19 protein-coding genes are annotated in these 22,703 nt (G+C 71.3%); 13 read left to right on the forward strand and 6 right to left on the reverse strand.

The window, feature by feature from the left end; all coding sequences use genetic code 11:
* From AB0F15_RS09450 to AB0F15_RS09460, 3 genes are all read right to left on the reverse strand, one after another.
* Window positions 1–2,901, reverse strand: a complete 2,901-nt coding sequence (locus tag AB0F15_RS09450) for a ribonucleoside-diphosphate reductase subunit alpha (protein WP_360267721.1) — start codon at window positions 2,899–2,901, stop codon at window positions 1–3.
* Between the two features lie 282 nt (window positions 2,902–3,183).
* Entirely contained in the window at window positions 3,184–3,768 is a 585-nt protein-coding gene (locus AB0F15_RS09455; protein ID WP_360267723.1) for an acetoacetate decarboxylase family protein, read from the reverse strand.
* Window positions 3,765–4,604: an enoyl-CoA hydratase-related protein gene (locus AB0F15_RS09460; protein ID WP_360267725.1), complete on the reverse strand. Its 840-nt coding sequence runs from the start codon at window positions 4,602–4,604 to the stop codon at window positions 3,765–3,767. The genes AB0F15_RS09455 and AB0F15_RS09460 overlap by 4 nt, the downstream gene beginning before the upstream one ends.
* 140 nt (window positions 4,605–4,744) lie before the next feature.
* Between AB0F15_RS09460 and AB0F15_RS09465 the strand changes: the two genes are divergently transcribed.
* From AB0F15_RS09465 to AB0F15_RS09515, 11 genes are all read left to right on the forward strand, one after another.
* Window positions 4,745–5,569 (forward strand): TIGR03084 family metal-binding protein, encoded by an 825-nt coding sequence (locus AB0F15_RS09465; protein WP_360267726.1) that lies wholly within the window; start codon window positions 4,745–4,747, stop codon window positions 5,567–5,569.
* On the forward strand, window positions 5,566–7,260 hold the full coding sequence (locus AB0F15_RS09470; protein ID WP_360267727.1) for an acyclic terpene utilization AtuA family protein: 1,695 nt from the start codon (window positions 5,566–5,568) through the stop codon (window positions 7,258–7,260). The genes AB0F15_RS09465 and AB0F15_RS09470 overlap by 4 nt, the downstream gene beginning before the upstream one ends.
* Complete coding sequence (locus AB0F15_RS09475) at window positions 7,257–8,405, forward strand: acyl-CoA dehydrogenase family protein (protein ID WP_360267728.1); 1,149 nt, start codon at window positions 7,257–7,259, stop codon at window positions 8,403–8,405. The genes AB0F15_RS09470 and AB0F15_RS09475 overlap by 4 nt, the downstream gene beginning before the upstream one ends.
* Window positions 8,402–10,000, forward strand: a complete 1,599-nt coding sequence (locus tag AB0F15_RS09480; protein ID WP_360267730.1) for a carboxyl transferase domain-containing protein — start codon at window positions 8,402–8,404, stop codon at window positions 9,998–10,000. Before AB0F15_RS09475 ends, AB0F15_RS09480 begins: the two co-directional genes overlap by 4 nt.
* A gap of 7 nt (window positions 10,001–10,007) precedes the next feature.
* The gene (locus AB0F15_RS09485; protein WP_360267733.1) at window positions 10,008–11,957 is read left to right on the forward strand and encodes a biotin carboxylase N-terminal domain-containing protein; all 1,950 of its coding nucleotides are present in this window, start codon (window positions 10,008–10,010) and stop codon (window positions 11,955–11,957) included.
* Window positions 11,954–13,120 carry an acyl-CoA dehydrogenase gene (locus AB0F15_RS09490; RefSeq protein ID WP_360267736.1) on the forward strand — a complete coding sequence of 389 codons (1,167 nt, stop codon included), beginning with the start codon at window positions 11,954–11,956 and terminating at the stop codon, window positions 13,118–13,120. Before AB0F15_RS09485 ends, AB0F15_RS09490 begins: the two co-directional genes overlap by 4 nt.
* 57 nt (window positions 13,121–13,177) lie before the next feature.
* Window positions 13,178–14,014 (forward strand): NAD(P)-dependent oxidoreductase, encoded by an 837-nt coding sequence (locus AB0F15_RS09495; protein ID WP_360267738.1) that lies wholly within the window; start codon window positions 13,178–13,180, stop codon window positions 14,012–14,014.
* Complete coding sequence (locus tag AB0F15_RS09500; protein ID WP_360267741.1) at window positions 14,011–14,613, forward strand: TetR/AcrR family transcriptional regulator; 603 nt, start codon at window positions 14,011–14,013, stop codon at window positions 14,611–14,613. Before AB0F15_RS09495 ends, AB0F15_RS09500 begins: the two co-directional genes overlap by 4 nt.
* Before the next feature lie 145 nt (window positions 14,614–14,758).
* Entirely contained in the window at window positions 14,759–15,016 is a 258-nt protein-coding gene (locus tag AB0F15_RS09505) for a hypothetical protein (RefSeq protein ID WP_360267743.1), read from the forward strand.
* 89 nt (window positions 15,017–15,105) lie between these two features.
* Window positions 15,106–16,887, forward strand: a complete 1,782-nt coding sequence (gene murJ / locus AB0F15_RS09510; protein WP_360267746.1) for a murein biosynthesis integral membrane protein MurJ — start codon at window positions 15,106–15,108, stop codon at window positions 16,885–16,887.
* A 154-nt stretch (window positions 16,888–17,041) separates the two neighbouring features.
* Window positions 17,042–17,548, forward strand: coding sequence for a hypothetical protein (locus AB0F15_RS09515; RefSeq protein ID WP_360267749.1), 507 nt, complete (start codon window positions 17,042–17,044; stop codon window positions 17,546–17,548).
* Between the two features lie 82 nt (window positions 17,549–17,630).
* Here AB0F15_RS09515 and AB0F15_RS09520 read toward each other — a convergent pair whose 3' ends face one another.
* Window positions 17,631–18,590, reverse strand: a complete 960-nt coding sequence (locus tag AB0F15_RS09520; RefSeq protein WP_360267752.1) for a chitinase — start codon at window positions 18,588–18,590, stop codon at window positions 17,631–17,633.
* 216 nt (window positions 18,591–18,806) lie between these two features.
* On the opposite strand from AB0F15_RS09520, the gene AB0F15_RS09525 reads away from it, so the two are divergent.
* On the forward strand, window positions 18,807–20,093 hold the full coding sequence (locus AB0F15_RS09525; RefSeq protein ID WP_360267755.1) for a GGDEF domain-containing protein: 1,287 nt from the start codon (window positions 18,807–18,809) through the stop codon (window positions 20,091–20,093).
* A gap of 21 nt (window positions 20,094–20,114) precedes the next feature.
* Here AB0F15_RS09525 and AB0F15_RS09530 read toward each other — a convergent pair whose 3' ends face one another.
* Window positions 20,115–21,077 (reverse strand): 2-oxoglutarate and iron-dependent oxygenase domain-containing protein, encoded by a 963-nt coding sequence (locus tag AB0F15_RS09530; protein ID WP_360267758.1) that lies wholly within the window; start codon window positions 21,075–21,077, stop codon window positions 20,115–20,117.
* 84 nt (window positions 21,078–21,161) lie between these two features.
* The gene (locus AB0F15_RS09535; RefSeq protein ID WP_360267761.1) at window positions 21,162–21,620 is read right to left on the reverse strand and encodes a nucleoside deaminase; all 459 of its coding nucleotides are present in this window, start codon (window positions 21,618–21,620) and stop codon (window positions 21,162–21,164) included.
* A 109-nt stretch (window positions 21,621–21,729) separates the two neighbouring features.
* Between AB0F15_RS09535 and AB0F15_RS09540 the strand changes: the two genes are divergently transcribed.
* On the forward strand, window positions 21,730–22,686 hold the full coding sequence (locus AB0F15_RS09540) for a YafY family protein (protein ID WP_360267764.1): 957 nt from the start codon (window positions 21,730–21,732) through the stop codon (window positions 22,684–22,686).
* Window positions 22,687–22,703 lie beyond the last annotated feature (17 nt).

The raw sequence follows: 22,703 nt of genomic DNA on the forward strand, positions 1-22,703 counted from the left end.
TTACTGGCAGGCTTCGCAGTCGGGGTCGTCGATGCGGCAGGCGGCGCCTTCGGTGGCGACGAAGTCGACGTCGGGCTCCGGCTTCGGCGAAGGGGCGGGCGCGGGCACCGGCACCGGGGCGGTGGCGGGAGCCGCGGGCGCCGCCGGGGCGGCGGTGGCCGAGACGGCGTTCAGCTTGCCGTCGGTGCCGCGCAGGGTGCTCTTCTCCACGTGCGTCGCGGACTGCGCGCGCAGGTAGTACGTGGTCTTGAGGCCCTTGTGCCACGCGTAGCGGTAGAGCTGGTCGAGCTTGCGGCCGCTCGGCGCCGCGATGTACAGGTTCAGCGACTGCGCCTGGTCGATCCACTTCTGGCGCACCGAACCGGCGTCGACGATCCACTTCGACTCGATCTCGAACGCCGTCGCGTACAGCGCCTTGAGGTCGTCCGGCACGCGGTCGATCTGGCCGAGGCTGCCGTCGAAGTACTTGAGGTCGCTGACCATGACCTCGTCCCACAGCCCGCGCGCCTTGAGCGAGCGGACCAGGTGCGGGTTGACGACGGTGAAGTCGCCCGACATGTTCGACTTGACGAACAGGTTCTGGAACAGCGGCTCGATCGACTGCCCGACCCCGGAGATGTTGGAGATCGTTGCGGTCGGCGCGATCGCCATCACGTTGGAGTTGCGCATGCCGACGGTCTTGACGCGCTCGCGCAGCGGCGCCCAGTCCAGCGTCGTGGAGGTGTCGACGTCGAGGCCGTCACCCTGGCGGGCGTCGATGAGCAGCTGCAGCGAGTCGATCGGCAGGATGCCCTTGCTCCACAGCGAACCCTCGAACGACTGGTACTGGCCGCGCTCCTCGGCGAGGTCGGTCGACGCCGAGATCGCGTAGTAGGAGAGGTGCTCCATGGAGACGTCGGCGAACTTCACGGCCTCTTCGGAGGCGAACGGGACGCCGATCTCGAACAGCGCGTCCTGGAAGCCCATGATGCCCAGGCCGACCGGGCGGTGGCGCAGGTTGGAGCGGCGCGCCTCCGGGATCGTGTAGAAGTTGATGTCGATCACGTTGTCCAGCATGCGGACGGCGGTGCGCACGGTCTTCTCGAGGCGCTTCGTGTCCAGGCCCTCGGGGGTGACGTGCTTGAGCAGGTTCACCGAGCCGAGGTTGCAGACCGCGACCTCTTCGGCGTTCGTGTTCAGCGTGATCTCGGTGCACAGGTTGGACGAGTGCACGACGCCGACGTGCTGCTGCGGCGAGCGCAGGTTGCACGGGTCCTTGAACGTGATCCACGGGTGGCCGGTCTCGAACAGCATGGTCAGCATGCGGCGCCACAGGTCGACCGCGCGGACGCGCCGGAACACCTTGATCTCGCCGCGGTCGGCCATCGCCTCGTACTCGCGGTAGCGGGTGGCGAACTCGTTGCCGTAGAGGTCGTGCAGGTCCGGGGTCTCGTTCGGCGAGAACAGCGTCCACTGCGCGTCGGCTTCGACGCGGCGGAGGAACTCGTCCGGCACCCAGTTCGCGGTGTTCATGTCGTGGGTGCGGCGGCGGTCGTCGCCGGTGTTCTTGCGCAGGTCGAGGAACTCCTCGATGTCGACGTGCCACGTCTCGAGGTACGCGCAGGCCGCGCCCTTGCGCTTGCCGCCCTGGTTGACCGCGACGGCGGTGTCGTTGGCGATCTTGAGGAACGGCACGACACCCTGCGACTGGCCGTTGGTGCCCTTGATGTGCGCGCCCAGGCCGCGGACCGGGGTCCAGTCGTTGCCGAGGCCGCCCGAGTACTTGGCCAGCAGCGCGTTGTTCTTGTAGGCCTGGAAGATGGAGTCCAGGTCGTCGTCCACCGTGGTCAGGAAGCAGGACGACAGCTGCGGGCGCGTGGTGCCCGAGTTGAACAGCGTCGGGGTGGACGCCATGAAGTGGAAGCTGGACAGCAGTTCGTAGAACTCGATGGCGCGGGCTTCGCGGTCGTCCTCGCGGATGGCGAGGCCCATCGCGACGCGCATGAAGAACGCCTGCGGCAGCTCGAAGCGGGTGCCGTCGTGGTGCTGGAAGTACCGGTCGTACAGCGTCTGCAGGCCGAGGAAGCCGAAGTCGAGGTCGCGCTCCGGGCGGATCGCGGCGGTGATCTTGTCCAGGTCGAAGCGCAGCAGCTCGGCGTCGACCAGCTCCAGCTCGATGGCGCGGCGCAGGTACGCGCGGAAGTACGCGGGGTACTCGGCCGCCATCTCGTCCTGGCTGGCCAGGCGCGGCTTCTTCGCGAGGTAGCTCAGCGCCTCGCCGCGGAGCTTGTCCAGCAGCAGGCGCGCGGACACGTACGAGTAGTTCGGCTCCTGCTCGACCAGCACGCGGGCGGCCAGGACCTGGGCCAGTGCGAGCTCGTCGGCGCTGATGCCGTCGTAGAGGTTGCGCTTGGCCTCGGCCAGCACCGGCTCGGCGCTCACGTCTTCGAGACCGGCGACGGCCTCGCCCACCACGTGGGAAACGCGGGCCCAGTCGAGCGGGCGCAGGACGCCGTCGGTGCCCTTGACGTTCAGCGAGATCTCGGTCGCGGCTGGCTTGGCGGCCTCGCGGGCCTTGGCGCGCTCGTCGCGGTAGAGGACGTAGGCGCGGGCGACCTTGTGGTGCTCGCCGCGCATCAGCGCGAGTTCGACGATGTCCTGGATCTGCTCGATGTGCAGGGCCGTCTCGGGCCCGGCGTGGCGCAGCAGGGTGGTCTCGACCTGCTGGGTCAGCTCGGCGACGACGTGGTGCACGCGGGAGGACGCGGCGGCGTCGCCGCCCTCGACCGCGAGGAACGCCTTCGTCAGCGCGACCGAGATCTTTCCGGCGTCGAACGGCGACACGCTGCCGTCCCGCCGGATGACCCGGATCGCGGTGGGGGTATCGGCAGCGGACGGCCGCTGACCGGTTTCGACTGACATGCGTGTCTCCAAGTTTTCGGGCGCGTTCGATCGCCACACGGCGTCATGAGGCCGTGCGCTGCGGTTTCGTGAAAGCTGCCCGGCCACCCTCTGCAGCGGTCTCCCCGTCGCTGGGGGCTGCCGGTTCCCAGAGACTACATGTAGGGGTCGGTTTGCGCGCGGGACCCCAGATGGCGTGTCATGAGTTCACTCTGACGGGATTACGTGATCACCGAGAGGTGCAGTTCAACGTGCGGTCGAGGGTTTCCCGGGGTAAATTCCACGGCCGTTCAGGCACTGGGGTCAGGCGCCGAAGCGCAGCTGTGCGCCGGGCAGGGCGAGGCTCAGGAACGGACGCCGGCCGGCCAGGTAGCCGAGCGGGCCGTCGGCGTTGACCGTCCAGCCGGCCGCGGCGAGCCCGGGCCGGATCTTCGCGCCGACGGGGGTCCGCACGGGGGTGCCGTCGCGGTCCTGGAGGACGTCGAAGCGGGTGGGCAGGGCGAGCGGCGAGCCCGGCCTCGGCGTGAAGGCCGCGGTGGCGATCCAGTCGTCGGCGGTCGCCGCGGTGAACGTGCGGTCGGTGAACCGCAGGGCGGCGAGGTCCTTCGGGATGGCCCACAGCTCGCGGCCGCCGGCGAGGGAGACCTCGGAGTCGACCCAGATCTGCGTGATCGTGCACGTGGTCCGCCTCCCGCGCACCGGGACGGCGGCGAGCAGCTCGTGGTAGCTGAGCTGGCCGGGCTCGCGGTAGGCGATCCAGGCGGTGAACACGGACGTGGACCCGGCGACGGACAGGGCGGCCGGGTGCACCTCGCGCGCGGGGACGCGCCAGATCGACACGTGCGCGTCGGCGGTCAGGTGCCAGGGCTGCGGCGGATAGTGCGTCACTTTTCCACCCAGGGCAGGTACGGGGGCAGGTCCTCGTCGACGCGCATGCCGAACGACGGTGGCCGCTTCTGCAGGAACGACAGAACGCCTTCGGCGGCGTCCGGGCTCGCGCCGAGCCCGCCGATCAGCTTCGAGTCGAGCTCGTGCACCGGGAACGGCGAGTCCGCGCTCGCCATCCGGTAGAGCAGCTGGCGGGTGACGGCGACCGACACCGGCGCGGTCGTTTCGACGATCTCCCGGGCGAGCCGGTAGGCCTCGTCGAGCACGGTCCCGGCCGGGAAAACCTGGTGCACCAGCCCCTTTTCGAGCGCCTCGGCCGCGGTGAAGACGCGGCCGCTGATCATCCAGTCGAGCGCGGTGCCCATGCCGACCAGCCGCGGGAGGAACCACGCCGACGCGCCTTCGGGGTAGATGCCGCGGCGGGTGAACACGAAGCCGAACCGCGAGTCCTCGGCCGCCAACCGGTAGTCGCACGACAGCGTGATCGTGATGCCGCCGCCGACGGCCGCGCCGTGCAGGGCCGCGATCACCGGCTTGTTCATCGTGAAGATCCGTTTCGAGCACCGGCCGGCGGGCTCCTGCCACGCGGCGTCCGGGCCGGTCGACGGGTCGAAGTCGAAGCCGCCCTGCGAGAGGTCGGCGCCGACGCAGAAGTCCCGGCCGGCGCCGGTCAGCACGACGGCGCGGACGTCCTCGTCGCGGTCGGCGCGGTCCATCGCCGCGCCGAGTTCGTCGGCCATCCGGATCGTGTAGCCGTTGCGCGCCGCCGGGCGGTTCAGCGTCACCGTGGCGACCCGGTCGGCGACGGCGTAGGTGATCTCGGCGTAGTCGGCCATGCCGACGAAGCTATTGCAGAGCGGCACTACTGGCAAGATGTCAATAGCAGGTCCGCAGCGTCCGGAGCGAAACAATCAGGCGTGCTTGATTTTTCTGGTGCCCGGTGCCACGCTGGCCACCGGACGCAAGGAGGCGGGCGATGGCGGATCTCGGCGTGATCCTCGGGGATCTCGACGCGGAGACACGGACGATCGACGACGTGGTGGCGCAGCTGCCCGCGGCGGACTGGGCGCGGCCGACCCCCGCCGGGGGGTGGACGATCGCGCACCAGATCGCGCACCTGGCCTGGACCGATCGCAAGGCCCTGATCGCGGCCGCGCACCCGGAAGACTGGCAGGCCGAGGTCGAAGCGCTGCTCAAGGCGGGCGCGACCTACGTCGACGAGGGGGCTGCCGCCGGGGCGGAGCGGCCGCCGTCCGAAATCCTCGAAGACTGGCGTGCCGGGCGCGCCGCGCTCGCCGCCGCCCTCGCGGCCGTGCCCGACGGGCGGAAGCTGCCCTGGTACGGGCCGCCGATGAGCGCCGCCTCGATGGCCACCGCGCGGATGATGGAGACCTGGGCCCACGGCCAGGACGTCTTCGACACGCTCGGCCTGACCCGTGAACCGACCGCGCGGCTGTGGCACATCGCGCGCTTCGGCACCCGCACCCGCGACTTCGCCTACAAGCTCCACTCGCTCGCCCCGCCGGCCGCGGAGTTCCGCGTCGAGCTCACCGCGCCGGACGGCTCCACCTGGGCGTTCGGCCCGGAGGACGCCGAGCAGAAGCTCACCGGCAGCGCGCTCGGCTTCTGCCTCGTCGTCACCCAGCGGCGGCACCCGGCCGACACCGATCTGGTCGCGCACGGCGCCGATGTCGAGGAGTGGCTCGGCATCGCGCAGGCCTTCGCCGGGCCGCCCGGAGAGGGCCGTAAGCCGGGGCAGTTCGCACCGGCGACGCAAGCTTTCCCGCGGAGCCGGCAATGACACCGCCTTACCGCATCGGCAACGCCTCGGGCTTCTACGGTGACCGCTTCTCCGCGGTCCGCGAAATGCTCACGGGCGGCCCGCTCGACGTCCTGACCGGCGACTACCTGGCCGAGCTGACCATGCTCATCCTCGGCCGCGACCGGATGAAGGACGCCACCCGCGGCTACGCCAAGACGTTCCTCCGCCAGATGGAGGAAAACCTGGGTCTGGCGCAGGAAAACGGGGTCAAGATCGTCGCCAACGCGGGCGGGCTGAACCCCGCGGGGCTCGCGGACGCCCTGCGTGAACTGGCCGGGAAACTGGGCCTCGACGTCAAGATCGCGCACGTCGAGGGTGACGACCTCGTGGCGCGCGCCGGGGAGCTGAACCTCGGGAAACCGCTGACCGCTAACGCCTACCTCGGCGCTTGGGGCATCGCGGAATGCCTGAACGCCGGTGCGGACGTCGTCGTCACCGGGCGGGTCACCGATGCGTCGGTGATCGTCGGCCCGGCCGCCGCGCACTACGGCTGGGCTCGTGACGACTACGACGCACTGGCCGGTGCGGTCGCCGCCGGGCACGTGATCGAATGCGGTGCGCAGGCCACGGGCGGCAACTACGCCTTCTTCACCGAGCACGCCCTGGGCGTGCCCGGGTTCCCGATCGCCGAGATCGAGCCCGACGGGTCCAGTGTCATCACCAAGCACCCCGGCACCGGCGGGGTGGTGAACGTCGGCACGGTCACCGCGCAGCTGCTGTACGAAATCATCGGCGCCCGCTACGCCGGGCCGGACGTCACCACGCGGTTCGACACGCTGTCCCTGAGCGAGGACGGACCGGACCGCGTCCGCATCTCCGGCGTCCGCGGGGAAGCGCCGCCGCCGACGCTGAAGGTGGCTCTCAACACCCTCGGCGGGTTCCGCAACGAGACGACGTTCGTCCTCACCGGACTCGACATCGAGGAAAAAGCCGCGCTGGTGCGGGAACAGCTCGAAGCGTCCCTCAAGGACCGGCCGCCAGCCGACGTCCGGTGGACCCTCGCCCGCACCGACCACCCGGACGCCGGTACCGAGCAGACCGCGAGCGCGCTGCTGCACGTCGCGGTCAAGGACGCCGACCCGGAGGTGGCCGGCCGGGCGTTCACCGGCGCCGCCGTCGAGCTCGCGCTGGCGAGCTACCCCGGCTTCCACGTCACGGCGCCGCCGTCCGACGCTTCGCCGTACGGCGTCTACACCGCGGCCTACGTGGACGCCGGGCAGGTCCCGCACGTCGCTGTCCTGCCGGACGGAATGCGTGTCGACATAGCGCCTTCATCATCCACTTCGGACTTGTCCGATGTGGACGAGCCGGCGTTGCCCGAGCCCCTGGACCACGGGCCGGTGCGGCGGGTGCCGCTCGGCCGGATCGCCGGGGCCCGCAGCGGCGACAAGGGCGGCAACGCCAACCTCGGTGTGTGGGTGCGCTCCGAAGCGGCGTGGCGCTGGCTGGTGCACCGGCTGACCGTCGCGGAGTTCAAGCTTCTGCTGCCCGAAACCGCGGACCTGCCGGTGACGCGCTTCCTGCTGCCCAACCTGTGGGCGATGAACTTCGTCGTCGAAGGCATCCTCGGCGAGGGTGTCGCGTCGCAGGCCCGGTTCGACCCGCAGGCCAAGGCCCTGGGGGAGTGGCTGCGGTCGCGGGAGATCGACGTGCCGGAGGTCCTGCTGTGACCGATCCCTTCCGGACGCCCGAGCGGGCCGAACTGCGCAAGACCGTGCGCCGGTTCGCCGAGCAGGAGGTCCTGCCGCACCTCGACGGCTGGGAGCGCGACGGCGAACTGCCGCGTGCCCTGCACCGCACGGCCGGTGACCTCGGGCTGCTGGGCGTCGCCTTCCCCGAAGAGGTCGGCGGGGGAGACGGCAACTACCTCGACGCTTTGGTCGTCGCGGAGGAGCTGCACTACGCCGGTGGGTCCGGCGGGCTGTTCGCGTCGCTGTTCACCTGCGGGATCGCCGTGCCGCACATCGCCGAGGCCGGTGATCCGGTGCAGATCGAGCGCTGGGTGCGGCCGGCACTGGCCGGGGCGAAGATCGGTTCGCTCGCCGTCACCGAGCCGGACGGCGGCTCCGACGTCGCCGGGCTCCGGACCACCGCCGTGCGCGAGGGCGACGAGTACGTCATCAACGGCGCCAAGACGTTCATCACCTCCGGCTGCCGTGCGGACTTCGTGACGACGGTGGTGCGCACCGGCGGCGACGGCGCGCACGGGCTCTCGCTGATCGTCGTCGAACGCGGGACGCCCGGGTTCACCGTGTCGCGCAAGCTGGAGAAGATGGGCTGGCTCTGCTCCGACACCGCCGAACTGTCCTACGTGGACGTCCGGGTGCCGGTCGAGAACCTGGTCGGTGCCGAGAACAGCGGCTTCGCGCAGGTCGCCACCCAGTTCGTCACCGAGCGGCTGTCCCTGGCCGTCCAGGCGTACGCGCACGCCCAGCGGGCGCTCGACCTGACGCTGGACTGGTGCCGGCTGCGCGAGACGTTCGGCCGTCCGCTCATCTCGCGGCAGGTCGTCCAGCACAAGCTCACCGAAATGGCGCGGAAGGTCGACGTCGCCCGCACCTACACCCGGCAGGCCGCGATCCGGCACGTTTCGGGCGAGGAGGTCATCGCCGAAGCTTGCTTCGCCAAGAACACCGCCGTCGAGGCCGCCGAATGGGTGGTCAACGAGGCCGTCCAGCTGCACGGCGGGCTCGGCTACATGCGCGAGTCCGAAGTGGAGCGCCACTACCGCGACGTCCGGATCCTCGGCATCGGCGGCGGCACCACCGAGATCCTCACCGGCCTGGCCGCGAAGCGATTGGGATACACCTCGTGACTGCTCTGAGGTCCACAGTGGACACGCGGGCCGCCGAGTTCGGCGCGAACCGCGAGGCGATGCTGGAGAAGCTCGCCGAGATCGACGCCGAGCACGCCAAGGCCGTGGCCGGCGGCGGCGACAAGTACGTCGAGCGGCACCGCAAGCGCGGCAAGCTCCTCGCCCGCGAGCGGATCGAGCTGCTGCTCGACGCCGACTCGCCGTTCCTGGAGCTGTCGCCGCTGGCGGCCTGGGGCACCGACTACCGCGTCGGCGCCAGTCTCGTCACCGGGATCGGCGTCGTCGAAGGCGTCGAGTGCCTGATCTCGGCCAGCGACCCGACGGTCAAGGGCGGCGCGAGCAACCCGTGGACGACCAAGAAGAGCTTCCGGGCCGCGGACATCGCCGCGCAGAACCGGCTGCCGTCGATCAACCTCGTCGAATCCGGCGGCGCGGACCTGCCGACGCAGAAGGAGATCTTCATCCCCGGCGGGCGGATCTTCCGCGACATCACGCGGGCCTCGGCCGCCGGCTGCCCGACGATCGCGCTGGTGTTCGGCAACTCCACCGCGGGCGGCGCGTACCTGCCGGGCATGTCGGACTACGTCGTGATGGTCAAGGAACGCGCGAAGGTGTTCCTCGGCGGCCCGCCGCTGGTCAAGATGGCGACCGGCGAGGAGTCCGACGACGAGTCGCTCGGCGGCGCCGAGATGCACGCGCGAACCTCGGGCCTGGCCGACTACCTGGCCGCCGACGAGCAGGACGCCATCCGGCTCGGCCGGAACATCGTCAAGCGGCTCAACTGGACCAAGCAGGGTCCTTCGCCGAAGCCGGACTACGAAGAGCCGCTCTACGACGCCGAGGACCTGCTCGGCATCGTGCCGACCGACCTCAAGGTGCCCTTCGACCCGCGTGAGGTCGTCGCCCGTGTCGTCGATGGCTCCGATTTCGACGAGTTCAAGCCGCTCTACGGGTCGAGCCTGGTGACGGGCTGGGCGAGCATCCACGGCTACCCGGTGGGCGTCCTGGCCAACGCACAGGGCGTGCTGTTCGGCGAGGAGTCGCAGAAGGCCGCGCAGTTCATCCAGCTGGCCAACCAGATCCACACGCCGCTGGTGTTCCTGCACAACACGACCGGCTACATGGTCGGCAAGGAGTACGAGCAGAGCGGCATCATCAAGCACGGCGCGATGATGATCAACGCGGTGTCGAACTCGAAGGTGCCGCACCTGTCCGTCCTGATGGGAGCGTCCTACGGCGCCGGGCACTACGGGATGTGCGGCCGCGCCTTCGATCCCCGGTTCCTGTTCGCGTGGCCGAGCGCGAAGTCCGCGGTGATGGGCCCGGCGCAGCTGGCCGGCGTGCTGTCCATCGTGGCCCGCGCGGCGGCCGAAAGCCGTGGCCAGGAGTACAACGAGGAGCACGACAAGGCCATGCGGGCCATGGTGGAGGGGCAGATCGAGGCCGAGTCGATGCCGATGTTCCTCTCCGGCATGCTCTACGACGACGGCATCATCGACCCGCGCGACACCCGCACCGTGCTGGGGTTGAGCCTGTCCGCGATCCACAATGGACCAGTGAAGGGCGCCGAAGGCTTCGGCGTCTTCCGGATGTGAGCGAGCGATGATCCAGAACCTGCTGGTCGCCAACCGCGGCGAGATCGCCCGCCGCGTCTTCCGCACCTGCCGCGACGCCGGGATCGGCACCGTCGCGGTGTTCTCCGACGCCGATGCCGCCGCGCCGCACACCCTGGAGGCCGACGCAGCCGTCCGCCTGCCCGGCAACGCGCCGTCCGAGACGTACCTGCGGGCCGAGCTGCTGGTCAAGGCCGCGGCCGAGACCGGCGCCGACGCCGTCCACCCCGGGTACGGCTTCCTGTCCGAGAACGCCGCCTTCGCCCGGGCCGTCCTCGACGCCGGGCTCACCTGGGTGGGCCCGCCGCCGGAGGCCATCGAGACGATGGGCTCCAAAGTGGAGTCGAAGCGGCTGATGGCCGCGGCCGGGGTGCCCGTGCTGGCCGAACTGGACCCGGCTTCGGTGACTTCCGACGACCTTCCGCTGCTGGTCAAGGCGTCGGCCGGCGGTGGTGGGCGCGGGATGCGCGTGGTTCGGGAACTCGGCGAGCTGGCCGATGCGGTGGAGGGCGCGAGCGCCGAGGCCGGCTCGGCGTTCGGCGACCCGACCGTCTTCTGCGAGCGCTACCTGGAGACCGGACGGCACATCGAGGTCCAGGTGCTCGCCGATCGGCACGGCACGGTGTGGGCGGTGGGGGAGCGGGAGTGCTCGATCCAGCGCCGCCACCAGAAGGTCGTCGAAGAAGCGCCGTCGCCGTTCGTCGACGCCGCCCTGCGCGAGGAGCTGTTCGACGCCGCGCGCAAGGCCGCGAAGGCGATCGGCTACGTCGGTGCGGGCACGGTCGAGTTCCTCGCCGGCCCCGACGGGCGGTTCTACTTCCTCGAGATGAACACGCGCCTGCAGGTCGAGCACCCGGTCACCGAGAACGTCACCGGCCTGGACCTGGTCGCGCTGCAGCTGCGGATCGCCGAGGGTGAGCGGCTGCCCGCCGATCCGCCGCCCACGGTGGGCCACTCCATCGAGGTCCGGCTCTACGCCGAAGACCCGGCGGCGGGCTGGCAGCCGCAGAGCGGCACGCTGCACACGTTCGAGGTGCCCGAGGTGGACCGTGCGTTCACGCACGGGCCCGGGCTGCGGCTCGACTCGGGCTTCGAAAGCGGTTCCGTGGTGGGCGTCCACTACGACCCGATGCTGGCCAAGGTGATCACCTGGGCGCCGACCCGCGCCGAAGCCGCCCGGAGGCTCGCGAAGGCACTGGCGGGCGCGAAGATCCACGGTGTGGTCACCAACCGCGACCTGCTGGTCCGCATCCTGCGCCACGAGGCGTTCCTGGCCGGGGAGACCGACACGGCGTTCTTCGACCGCCACGGCCTGGCCACCCTCGCCGCGCCACTGGCCACTGCGGACACCGAGCGGCTGTCCGCGCTGGCCGCAGCCCTGGCCGACGCGGCGGGCAACCGGGCGCAGGCCACGACGCAGAGCCGGCTGCCGAGTGGCTGGCGCAACGTCCGCTCGGCCGGGCAGCGCAAGGTCTTCACCACTGCGGATCGCGAGTACGAAGTGGTCTATTCGCTGACCCGGGACGGCTTGGCGGCCGAAGGGTTCGATGCCGAGCTGGTCTCGGCCGAGCCGGGCCGGGTGGTCCTGGACGTTGCCGGTGTCCGGCGCACGTTCGACGTCGCCCGGCACGACGACGTGTCCTATGTGGACTCCGGACTCGGCTCGGTGGCATTGCAGGCCGAGCCGAGGTTCGCCGACCCGGACGCGGCGCTGGCCGCCGGATCGCTGGTCGCGCCGATGCCGGGCACCGTCGTCCGGCTCGCCGTCCGGGCCGGGGATCCGGTGAAGGCCGGTGACCCGCTGTTGTGGCTCGAGGCGATGAAGATGGAACACCGGATCACCGCGCCCGCCGACGGCGTGGTGACCGAGCTGCCGGTGACGGTCGGACAGCAGGTCGAAGTGGGCACGATCCTCGCGGTGGTGGGAGAAGAAGCATGAACGCCATGAACTTCGTCGAGCCGGAAGAGCGGATCGCGCTCCGGAAGGCCGTCGCCGAGCTCGGCGCCAAGTACGGTCACGAGTACTACGCGCGCAAGGCCCGTGCGGACGAGAAGACCCACGAGCTGTGGGACGAGGCCGGGCGGCTGGGCTACCTCGGCGTCAACATCCCCGAGGAGTACGGCGGCGGGGGCGCGGGCATCGCCGACCTCGCCGCGGTCCTCGAAGAGCTGGCCGCCGCGGGCTCGCCGCTGCTGCTCATGGTGGTCTCGCCGGCCATCTGCGGCACCGTGATTTCGCGGTTCGGCACCGAAGAGCAGAAGAAGCAGTGGCTGCCCGGCATCGCCGACGGCACCAAGCGGATGGTCTTCGCGATCACCGAGCCGGACGCCGGGTCGAACTCGCACAAGATCACCACCACCGCGCGGCGGGACGCCGGCGGCTGGGTCCTCAACGGGCGCAAGGTCTACATCTCCGGCGTCGACGAGGCCGACGCCGTGCTCGTCGTCGGCCGCATGGAAGACGCGAAGACCGGCCGGCTCAAGCCCGCGTTGTTCATCCTGCCGACCGGGACCGCGGGCTTCGAGTACACGAAGATCCCGATGGACATCGTCGCGCCGGAGGACCAGTTCTCGCTGTTCCTCGACGACGTCCACCTGCCGGCCGAAGCGCTGGTCGGCGAGGAGGACGCGGCGATCGCGCAGCTGTTCGCCGGCCTCAACCCGGAACGCATCATGGGCGCGTCGTTCTCCCTCGGCATCGCCCGGTACGCACTGGGCAAGGCCGTCGGGTACGCCAACCAGCGCCAGGTCTGGGGTACGCCGATCGGCGCCCACCAGGGCCTCGCGCACCCCCTCGCGGAGATCAAGATCGAGCTCGAGCTGGCCAAGCTGATGACGCAGAAGGCGGCGTCGCTCTACGACGCGGGCGACGACTTCGGGGCCGGTGAGTCGGCCAACATGGCCAAGTACGCCGCCGCCGAGGTCGCCATCCGCGCCACCGACCAGGCCGTGCAGACCCACGGCGGCAACGGGCTCGCCACCGAGTACGGCCTCGGCACGCTGGTGACGGCGGTGCGCCTGGGCCGGATCGCCCCGGTCAGCCGCGAGATGGTGCTCAACTTCGTCGGCCAGCACAGCCTCGGCCTCCCGAAGTCCTACTGACTACTGACTTGAAAGCGTCACTTTCACGTGAAAGTGACGCTTTCGCGGGAGGGAACTATGGCTGGTCTCGAAGGTAGGACGATCATCATGTCCGGCGGCAGCCGCGGCATCGGCGAGGCGATCGCGCTCCGGGCCGCCGCCGACGGCGCGAACGTCGCGCTGTTCGCCAAGACCGCCGAGCCGCACCCCAAGCTGCCGGGCACGATCCACACGGCGGCGAAGGCGATCGAGCAGGCGGGCGGGCACGCCTTGCCGATCGTCGGCGACGTCCGCGACGACGACGGCGTGGCCGCCGCCGTGGCGAAGACGGCCGAGCAGTTCGGCGGCATCGACATCGTCGTGAACAACGCGAGCGCGATCGACCTGACGCCGACCGAACAGGTCGGCATGAAGCGCTACGACCTGATGCAGGACATCAACGCCCGCGGCACGTTCCTGCTGTCCAAACTGGCCGTTCCGCACCTGCGCCGGTCGGCGAACCCGCACATCCTGACGCTGTCGCCGCCGATCAGCCTCGACGAGAAGTGGTTCACCGCGGGCCACCTCGCCTACAGCATCGCCAAGTATTCGATGAGCTTGGTGACGGTGGGGCTCGCGGCGGAGCTGCGCGCGGACGGCGTCGCGGTCAACTCCCTCTGGCCGCGCACGACGATCGACACCGCGGCGATCCGCAACGTCGTCGGTGCGGAACTGGCTTCGCGCAGCCGGACGCCGGAGATCATGGCCGACGCCGCGCACGCGATCCTCACCAAGCCGAGCCGTTCGGCGAGCGGGAACTTCTTCCTCGACGACGACGTGCTGCGCGCCGAGGGGGTCACCGATTTCGCGAAGTACCGCGCCGCCGGCGTCGCGGAGGAGGACCTCCAGCTCGACTTCTGGGTGGAGCCCGCTTGACCGGCGTCCGCGAACCCCAGCAGGAGCGCAGCCGCACGACGCGGCGGCGGCTGATCGAGGCCGCGCTCGACAGCTTCGGCGAGCGCGGCTGGCACGGCGTGACGGTCGCCGGGATCGCCGAACGCGCCGGCGTCTCCCGCGGCGCGGCGCAACACCACTTCCCGGCGCGCGAAGACCTCGTGGTGGCGGCGGTCGACCTCCTCGGGGAGGCCCAGATCGACGAGCTGAAGGCCCAGGCGGCCGGCCTCCCGAGCGGGGCGTCCCGCATCGAGCGCGTCGTCGAGATGGTGCTCAACCTCTACACCGGGCGGCTGTTCCGCGCGGCCCTGCAGCTGTGGTCGGTCGCGGCGACCGACGACGCCCTGCGGGACGTGCTGGTGCCCCTGGAAGCCCGGGTCGGGCGCGAGGCGCACCGGGTGACGGTGGAGCTGCTCGGCGTCGACGAGTCCCGGCCGGGGGTGCGGGAGCTGGTCCAGGCCACGCTCGACCTGGGCCGGGGACTGGGGCTGGCGAACCTGCTGACGGACGACACCCGACGGCGGCGGCAGATCGTGCGCGAATGGGCGCGGACCCTCGAGCTGCGGCTGGCGGGGGACTGAGCACACCGGAAGCGCACCGAACCTCGTCGGTTCCGCGACCGGACGGAACCTCGCCCGTGCCCCAAGCGTCATAGTGTCGTAAGTAACACAATCGGCCCAACGGGCGAACTACAAGTAGTAGTGATTCTCAGGGGAAGGCAGTCCGGTGTCCGGTTCAGGAGTCGAGCTCACTCATCGCGCGATGGCCATGCTGAGGGCGGTGGCCGCCGGTCGTGCGCAGATGTCGTGCAGCTGCGAGCCGGACCTCTTCGTCGACGGATTCGCCTGTTGTGATCAGATGACGGCGCACGCGCTGGCGCACGGCGGTTACCTCCGGCCCGCCGTCGACGGCACCACCGGGCGGGTCGCCGCCGAGCTCACCGAGGCGGGCCGCACCGCGCTGGCGATCACCCTCGCCGCCTGAGTTTCCCGGCCCGCGGTTCACGCACCGTCGTGCTGCCGAACAGGTGTTCGGTCTCCCGCGCACGCCCTTGACCTGGCAGTCTTGTCCCCATGGCGGAGCACCCACCACCGGGGGACGACGAGGCGACGGTCTTCCTCCCGCGCGAGCTGAGGGGCCCGCACTGGCCGACCCGCGACCCCGACGTCTCGCGGCGCCCCTACGACGAGTTCGCCACCCAGATCGTCGCCCGGCCGCCCGCTTCGCCGGTCAGTGCCGGCCGTGGGGAGGGCGCCGGCTCGTCGCTGGCCCGCTCCAGCGGCCGGATGGCGGTCGCCTCGGCCGTCAGCCGCGTCACCGGGTTCGTCGCGAAGCTGCTGCTGGCCGCGGTGGCCGGGACCGGGGTCGTCAACGACTCCTTCACCGTCGCGAACACGTTGCCCAACATCGTGTTCGAGCTGCTCTTCGGTGGCGTCCTGGCCAGTGTCGTGGTGCCGCTGCTGGTCCGCTCCCACGACGACCCGGACGGGGGCCGCGCCTACACGCAGCGGCTGATCACGATGGCGCTGCTGCTGCTCGCCGTGGGCACGGCCGTCGCGGTGGCGATCGCCCCGCTGTTCACCGCGCTCTACGTCGACAAATCGTCAGCGACCGCCAATCCCGGGCTGACCACCGCGCTGGCGTACCTGCTGCTGCCGCAGATCCTGTTCTACGGCCTGTTCGCGCTGCTTTCGGCGATCCTCAACGCCCAGAACGTCTTCGGCCCGCCGGCCTGGGCGCCGGTGCTGAACAACGTCGTCGTCACCGGCACGCTCGTCGTGTTCGCGCTGGTGCCGGGGGAGCTGACCCTCGACCCGGTCCGGATGAGCGATCCGAAGCTGCTGGTGCTCGGCCTCGGCACCACGCTCGGCATCGTCGCGCAGGCGCTCGTGCTCGTCCCGGCGTTGCTGCGCACCGGCTTCCGGTTCCGCTGGCGCTGGGGCTTCGACCCGCGGATCAAGGAGTTCGGCGGGCTCGCCGCGTGGATCCTGGGCTACGTCGTGGTCAGCCACGTCGGGTTCGTCATCACCACCCGCGTGCTGACCGGCGGCACCAGTGGCGGTGTCACGGCCTACAGCTACGCGTCCCTGCTCTTCCAGCTGCCGTACGGCATCCTCGGCGTCTCGCTGCTGACCGCGCTGATGCCGCGGATGAGCCGCGCCGCCGCGGACGGCGACACGGTGTCGCTCGTCGGCGACCTCTCGCTCGCCTCCCGCATGTCCACGGTGCTCTTCGTGCCCATCTCGGCGGTGCTGGCCGTGGTCGGCACGCCGATCGGCATCGCGATCTTCACCTGGGGCCGCGGCACCCTCGGCGACGCCGAGCGGCTCGGCCAGACCCTGGCCGTCTCCGCCGTCGGGCTGCTGCCGTTCGCGCTGGTCATGCTGCAGCTGCGGGTGTTCTACGCGATGAAGGACGCCCGCACGCCCACCCTGATCATGGTCGTGATGACCGCGGTGAAGATCCCGCTGCTGCTGCTCTGCCGGGGGCTGCTCGACGGCGAGCACGTCGTCTACGGCGTCATGCTCGTCAACGGCGCCGGGTTCGTGGTCGGCGCCGTCCTCGGCCAGGTCTGGCTGTGGGTCCGGCTCGGTCACCTGCGCAGCAAGCGGGCGCTGCGGGTCGGCTTGATCACCCTCTCGGTGAGCGGGCTCGGCGCGGTGGCCGCCGTGCTCGCCGGCCGCGCCGTGCCCGCGTCGCTCGGGGTGATCGGGGGCGCGTGGGTGAAGCTGCCGGTGCAGGGGCTGCTCGGGATGGCCGTGCCGTTCGGATTGCTGGCGGTGCTGAAGCTCCCGGAGTTCACGCCGGTGACGCGGCGGGTGGCCGGGCTGCGGCGGCGGTTCGCCGCTCGTTGACGACTACGGCCGGGAACGCGATCCGGACGTCTCGAAACGATAACGAGACCGCGGCGATCAGCACGTTTACATTTGCTGCAAGGGTTTCTACGATCCACCCGGATCATGCGGCCGCGGGCGAGCGCGGCGGCGGGGGAAAAGGTGGAGGTCGTGCATGACGCGCAGTGCGCGCAGGCGACGGGACCGGGTCACGGTCGACGAACTGCTCAGGCAGGCGGGAGCGCGGCCGCGCAGGCCCGGGTCGCGCGCGGCCGAGCTGGCGGCGAGCCGGGGCACCGATGCCGAACTGCCGTCCCACGGGCCGGCGCGGATCGCGCTGGCGTCGGCGGTGACCATCGTGCTGGGCGGGCTGGTGCTCGTGCTGGCGGCGCAGCCGGATTCCGTGCCCGGTTCCACGCAGTTCCCGCAGCTGCCACCGGCCACCGGCGTCCCCGTGTCATCGAGCGCAGTGGCCGTCCCGACCGAGACGAGCACGCCGTCTCCGGTGGTGATGCACGCGCGCCGGACGCCGACCCCCACCCCGACGGTGACGGTCGAACTGCCGCCGCCCCCGGCCCCGCCGACGACGAGTACGCCGCCGCCCACGTGGGCCCCGCCGTGGAACCCCTACCAGTGCCCGCCGTACGGCTGCGGGCCTTACCCGGGTGCCCCGCGGCGCTGAGGACGGAGACCCGCGAAGGCCCCCTCACCGGCCCCGATGCCGGTGAGAGGACCTTCGACAGCCCCACTACGGGTTCGGGTGGTCAGCCGGTGTACCCGGCGACGATCTTGGTGAACGCGTACTTGTCCTGGCTGATGCCGCTGCACTCGCCGCCACCGCTGCAGTCGCGGTTGGTGGCCCAGAAGGTGAAGCGGGCCAGGTGGTGGCTCGCCGCGTAGCCGCGGATCGAATTGAAGTTCGCCACGGTGACCGTCTCGCCCGCGTTGTCGGTCTTGCCGTTCATCGAGGAGAGGCCGCTGTGCCGGTAGGCGGTGTCGTCGCTCCAGCCGAACGTGGTCTTGAGCTGGTTCTTCAGCCCGTCGACCGCGGACTTCGTGTGCGCGGCCATGTCGCCGCCGCTGGAGAAGTCGAACGGCATGACCGACCAGACGTCGACGCCGGCACCGATCGCCTTGGCCTGGTTGATCAGGCGCTTGCCCCAGGTGTCGGGGCCGGTCGTGGTGGTGCCGATGGTGATGACGACCTTCAGGTTGGGGTTCTTCTGCTTGGTCAGCTTGACCGCGTTGAGGATGCGGTCCTGGACCGTCGCGTTCTGGAACTCGTCGGTGTTCTCGATGTCGAGGTCGATCGCCTTGAGGCCGTAGGCGTCGATCACCTTCTGGTAGGCACCCGCCAGCGCCGAAGCCGACGTGCACTTCGAACCCAGCTTCGTCCCGGACCAGCCCCCGAACGAGGGGATGACGTCCCCGCCCGCGTTGCGGATGGTCTGGATCATCGTCTTGTCCGAGCCGGTCAGCGAACGGCTGCCGTCCCACTTCGGGTTGCAGCCGCCGTCCGACAGCACGAACGCGAGCGTAAACGCTTTCACGCCCGTCGCGGACATCGCCGCGGCCGGGCTGGTCTGCCCACCCCACTGGTACAGGTACGGGGAGGCGAGCACCGGGTCGACCGCGGCCATGGCCTGCGGGGCGAGCCCGACGGCCGTCGCCAGCGCGGCCGAAGCCGCGACCGCGAGGGTGGCCAGACGGCGCAGTGATTTCATGGGGTCCTCCAAACACGCAGGATGGAGCACCTCCGGTTTGAGGCGGCGGGATCAACCCGGGAGGAGCACGATGCCACCACACAATGGACTGGACCAATATTGGGTGTCAACCCTCCTTCGGTCGGAAAATGACCCACGACGCCCGGGACCGTCGCCGAGGTGAAATTCCCCTGAAGGCGGAGTGACACGGGCGCGCATTCCGGCTACTTTGCCGAAATGGTGGGGGATTCCTCGGTCGCCGCCGGCGGGGAACGCCGCCCGGGCCGGTTCCTGCCCGCCCTGGTCCTGCAGCGCTGGGCCCTGCGGCGGTGGGCGCTGTGGCGGCTGCCGCGCCGCGGCCAGGTCTGCTACGTCGTCCTGGTCGACGTCCTCGCCGTCGCCGCCGTCGTGCTCGCCGCCGTCCGGTTCCCGCCGCTCGCCGCGATGCTGGGGCCCTTCGCGCTGCTCGCGGCCGGGATGCTGGTGTCGGCGGAGCTCGTGCGGCCGGTCGAGCGCCACCGCGAGGACACCCTCCTCGGGCCCGGCGTCGACACACCGTGGATCTTCGCCGGGGTGCTCGTGCTCCGGCCCGGTCTCGCCGTCGCCCTGGTCCTGCTCTCCGCGCTGCACCAGTGGTTCCGGGTCCGCAGAAGACCCGGCTACCGCCAGGTGTTCGGCGCCGCCGCGACGGCACTGGCCGGCCTCGTCGCCGGCGCGTTCCTCACCGCGACCGGCGTCCGGCCGCTCGGCGCGGCCCTCGGCACGCGGACCGTCCTCCTGCTCACCGTCGCCGGGCTGGTGTTCCTCGCGGTGAACGCCGCGCTCGTGACCGGCGCCGACGGGCCCCGCCGTCCCCGCGAAGCCACGCGGGGGTACGCCTTCGACGCCGCGATGACGGCGTTCGGCCTCCCGCTCGCCTGGGCCGCCGAAGCCGCGCCGCTGCTCGTGCCGCTGCTGGCCGGCGCCACGGTCGTCCTGCACCGGGGCGGGCTGGGCGGCGGCCGCCGCGACCACGTCACCCTCGATCCCGGCACCGGCGTGCTGACCGCCGCGTCGTGGCGCGGCGCCGCCGAGGCCCGGCTGGACCAGCTGGGCGGGCACGGCTCCGGCCCGGCCGTGCTGCTGCTCGACCTCGACCACTTCCGCCTGCTCAACGACCGTTACGGCGTCCGCATCGGCGACGCCGTCCTGCGCGCGGTCGCCGGCACCCTGCGCGACGAAGTCCGTGCCGCCGATCTGGTGGGCCGGTCCGGCGGCGAGGAGTTCGCGGTGCTGCTGCCGGGAACCGGCCGCTTCGACGCGATGGCGATCGCCGAGCGGATCCGGCTGCGGATCGCCTCGACCCTGGTGGCGTTGAAGGCCTCGGGCGACGGCCCGCAGTTCGTCGGGGTGACCGTTTCGATCGGCGTGGCGGACTGCGCCGCCGACGGCGTGCTCGCGGACGCACTGCTGGCCGCGGAAACGGCGTTGCTGCGGGCGAAGGCGGCCGGCCGCAACCGGACGGTCTGCGCGGAGCCGGGCTGACGGCCGGGCACCGAGCGGAGCTCAGCTCATCGTGATGGCGGCGAGCTTCTCCCGCAGGTAGTCCGCCGCGATCACCTCGGGGTAGGTCCGGTGGCCCAGCGGCGGCGCCAGCGACGTGATCCGGGCGTCGTGGTCGGTCTCGTAGAAGAAGATCAGCGAAACCAGGTCCTCGTCCGGGGCCGTCGCCGCGGGCGGGAGGACGCGGTGGCGGGTCGAGCGCCAGCGGTCGCCGGTCCAGCGGGCCATCAGGTCGCCGATGTTCACCGTGAACGCGTCCGGGTGGAACGGCGCGTCCTCCCACTCGCCCCCGGCCGTGCAGACCTGCAGCCCGCCGACGCCGGCCTGGCGGTCGAGCACCGTGACCGTGCCGAAGTCGGTGTGCGGGCCGATCCGGAACTGGTCCGGTGCCGGCGAGCCGACGCGGGTCATCGACGGGTACCAGTTGATGTTGAACGTGTACGTCGGGTGCGCGGTGTGCCGGGTGAAGTGACTTTGGGCCAGGCCGAGCGCCGCGGCGAAGATCTCCAGCAGGTGATCCGACAGCGCCCGCATCCGGCGCATGTACTCCGTGGCCACCTCCCCCAAGCCGGGGACCTCGTGCGGCCAGACGTTGGGCTGGAACCAGAACCCGTCGATCTCGGCCACGCCGGTCTTGGTGTCCGCACCCGACGAGTAGGACTCCTTGAGGTCCGGCGGGGTCTCGGTGCCCTCGGCGTAGCCGTTGGCCTCGACGCCCGGCGGCAGCCAGCCGCGGCCGCCGACGGTCACGGCGTAGCGCTGCTTGACGTCCTCGGGCAGCGCGAAGAACTCCCGCGCGAGCTCACGGGTCCGGTGGCGCAGGTCGTCCGGGATGCCGTGCCCGGTGACCAGCAGGAAGCCGGACTCCCGCAGCGCGAGGTCGATCCGGCCCGCCACCTCGGCCCGGCCCTCGGACGTGCCCGCGAACCACGGCGAAAGGTCCACGAGCGGAACGGATGACGGCATACCGGCTCCTTGCCTGCACTGTCCTGGCCGGCACCGTGCTGTCCAGAGCACTGTCGTGTCAGCACTGTCCTGTTCGGAGCTGTCCTATTCGGACTTCTCCACCCCGATGTCCTCGAACCACAGATCCGGGCGCGCGGCGATGAACTCCGTCATCAGCGCGGTGCAGCCGGGATCGTCGAGCAGGGTGATCTCCACACCGAGCCCGGCGAGCCAGTCGTGACCGCCGTGGAACGTTTCGGCCTCGCCGATGACGACGCGCCCGATACCGAACTGACGGACGAGCCCGGAGCAGTACCAGCACGGCGAGAGCGTCGTGACCATGATCGTGTCGCGGTAGTGCGGGCGGCGGCCGGCGTTGCGGAACGCGGCGGTCTCGGCGTGCATCGACGGGTCGCCGTCCTGCACGCGCCGGTTGTGCCCACGACCCAGCAGCGTGCCAGCGGTGTCGAACAGCGCGGCCCCGATCGGCACGCCCCCCTCGGCCTGGCCCAGCTCGGCTTCTTCGCGGGCGACGGCGAGCAGGGTGTGCGGATCGATCGGCATGCGTCACTCTTTCGCCCGGGGCGGTGCCTGGCAAGTCTTTGCCGGCCCGGCTGCTCGATCCGGCGAATCGAGGACCGGATCTGTCCGCGATGTCTGGCAGACTGCGGCCATGTACGGCACTTCGGAACGTCTGCTCCGGCTCCTCTCCCTGCTGCAGGCGCGGCGGGAGTGGCCGGGCGCCGACCTCGCGACGCGGCTCGAGGTGGACGTCCGCACGATCCGCCGGGACGTCGAGCGGCTGCGTTCCCTCGGCTACCCGGTGCACGCGACGCCGGGGGTGGCGGGCGGCTACCGGCTCGGCGCGGGTGCTGCGTTGCCGCCGCTGCTGCTGGACGACGACGAGGCCGTCGCGGTCGCGGTCGGGCTGCGCACGGCGGCGAGCGGCACGGTCAGCGGCATCGAGGAGACGTCGGTGCGCGCGCTGGCGAAGCTGGAGCAGGTGCTGCCCGCGCGGCTGCGGCCCCGGGTCGGCGCGCTGCACGCGGCGACGCTGTCGCTGCCCGGTGCCGGCCCGATGGTCGATGCGGAGGTGCTCACCGCGATCGCGACGGCCTGCCGCGACCACGAACGGCTGCGCTTCGGCTACGGCAACCGCGACGGCGTCTCGACGGACCGGTCGGTGGAGCCGCTGCGGCTGGTGCACACGGGCAGGCGCTGGTACCTGGTGGCGTTCGACCTCGATCGCGCGGACTGGCGCACCTTCCGGGTGGACCGGATCGCGGCGGTGCCGGTCACGGGCTTCCGGTTCACCCCGCGCGAACCCCCGGCCGAGGACCTCGCGGCGTACGTCTCGGGCCGGATCTCGTCGGCGCCCTACCCGTACCGGCTCGTCCTGCGGGTGGCCGCCCCGGCCGGCCTGCTGGCCCGGCGCATCCCGCCCACCACCGGGACGGTCGAGGAGATCGACGAGCACAGCTCCCGGGTGCGGACCGGGGCGAACACCCTGGACACCGTGCCGTACCACCTGGCCCAGTGGGGGTACGACTTCGTGGTCGAGGAGGCGCCGCCGGGGCTGGTCGAGCGGCTGCGGGAGGTGGCCGAGCGGTTCGCCCGGGCGGTGGGTTAGCCGTTCGCCAGTGCGGT

The sequence above is a fragment of the Amycolatopsis sp. NPDC026612 genome (assembly GCF_040638285.1).
GTDB lineage: Bacteria > Actinomycetota > Actinomycetes > Mycobacteriales > Pseudonocardiaceae > Amycolatopsis.

Bases quoted from the DNA above. Each gene is read 5' to 3' on its own strand.
- AB0F15_RS09530 (WP_360267758.1), bottom strand. From the start codon at position 21,077: ATGCCGTCATCCGTTCCGCTCGTGGACCTTTCGCCGTGGTTCGCGGGC.
- AB0F15_RS09540 (WP_360267764.1), top strand. From the start codon at position 21,730: ATGTACGGCACTTCGGAACGTCTGCTCCGGCTCCTCTCCCTGCTGCAG.
- AB0F15_RS09490 (WP_360267736.1), top strand. From the start codon at position 11,954: ATGAACGCCATGAACTTCGTCGAGCCGGAAGAGCGGATCGCGCTCCGG.
- AB0F15_RS09470 (WP_360267727.1), top strand. From the start codon at position 5,566: ATGACACCGCCTTACCGCATCGGCAACGCCTCGGGCTTCTACGGTGAC.
- AB0F15_RS09450 (WP_360267721.1), bottom strand. From the start codon at position 2,901: ATGTCAGTCGAAACCGGTCAGCGGCCGTCCGCTGCCGATACCCCCACC.
- murJ (WP_360267746.1), top strand. From the start codon at position 15,106: ATGGCGGAGCACCCACCACCGGGGGACGACGAGGCGACGGTCTTCCTC.
- AB0F15_RS09525 (WP_360267755.1), top strand. From the start codon at position 18,807: ATGGTGGGGGATTCCTCGGTCGCCGCCGGCGGGGAACGCCGCCCGGGC.
- AB0F15_RS09520 (WP_360267752.1), bottom strand. From the start codon at position 18,590: ATGAAATCACTGCGCCGTCTGGCCACCCTCGCGGTCGCGGCTTCGGCC.
- AB0F15_RS09465 (WP_360267726.1), top strand. From the start codon at position 4,745: ATGGCGGATCTCGGCGTGATCCTCGGGGATCTCGACGCGGAGACACGG.
- AB0F15_RS09515 (WP_360267749.1), top strand. From the start codon at position 17,042: ATGACGCGCAGTGCGCGCAGGCGACGGGACCGGGTCACGGTCGACGAA.
- AB0F15_RS09485 (WP_360267733.1), top strand. From the start codon at position 10,008: ATGATCCAGAACCTGCTGGTCGCCAACCGCGGCGAGATCGCCCGCCGC.
- AB0F15_RS09535 (WP_360267761.1), bottom strand. From the start codon at position 21,620: ATGCCGATCGATCCGCACACCCTGCTCGCCGTCGCCCGCGAAGAAGCC.
- AB0F15_RS09495 (WP_360267738.1), top strand. From the start codon at position 13,178: ATGGCTGGTCTCGAAGGTAGGACGATCATCATGTCCGGCGGCAGCCGC.
- AB0F15_RS09460 (WP_360267725.1), bottom strand. From the start codon at position 4,604: ATGGCCGACTACGCCGAGATCACCTACGCCGTCGCCGACCGGGTCGCC.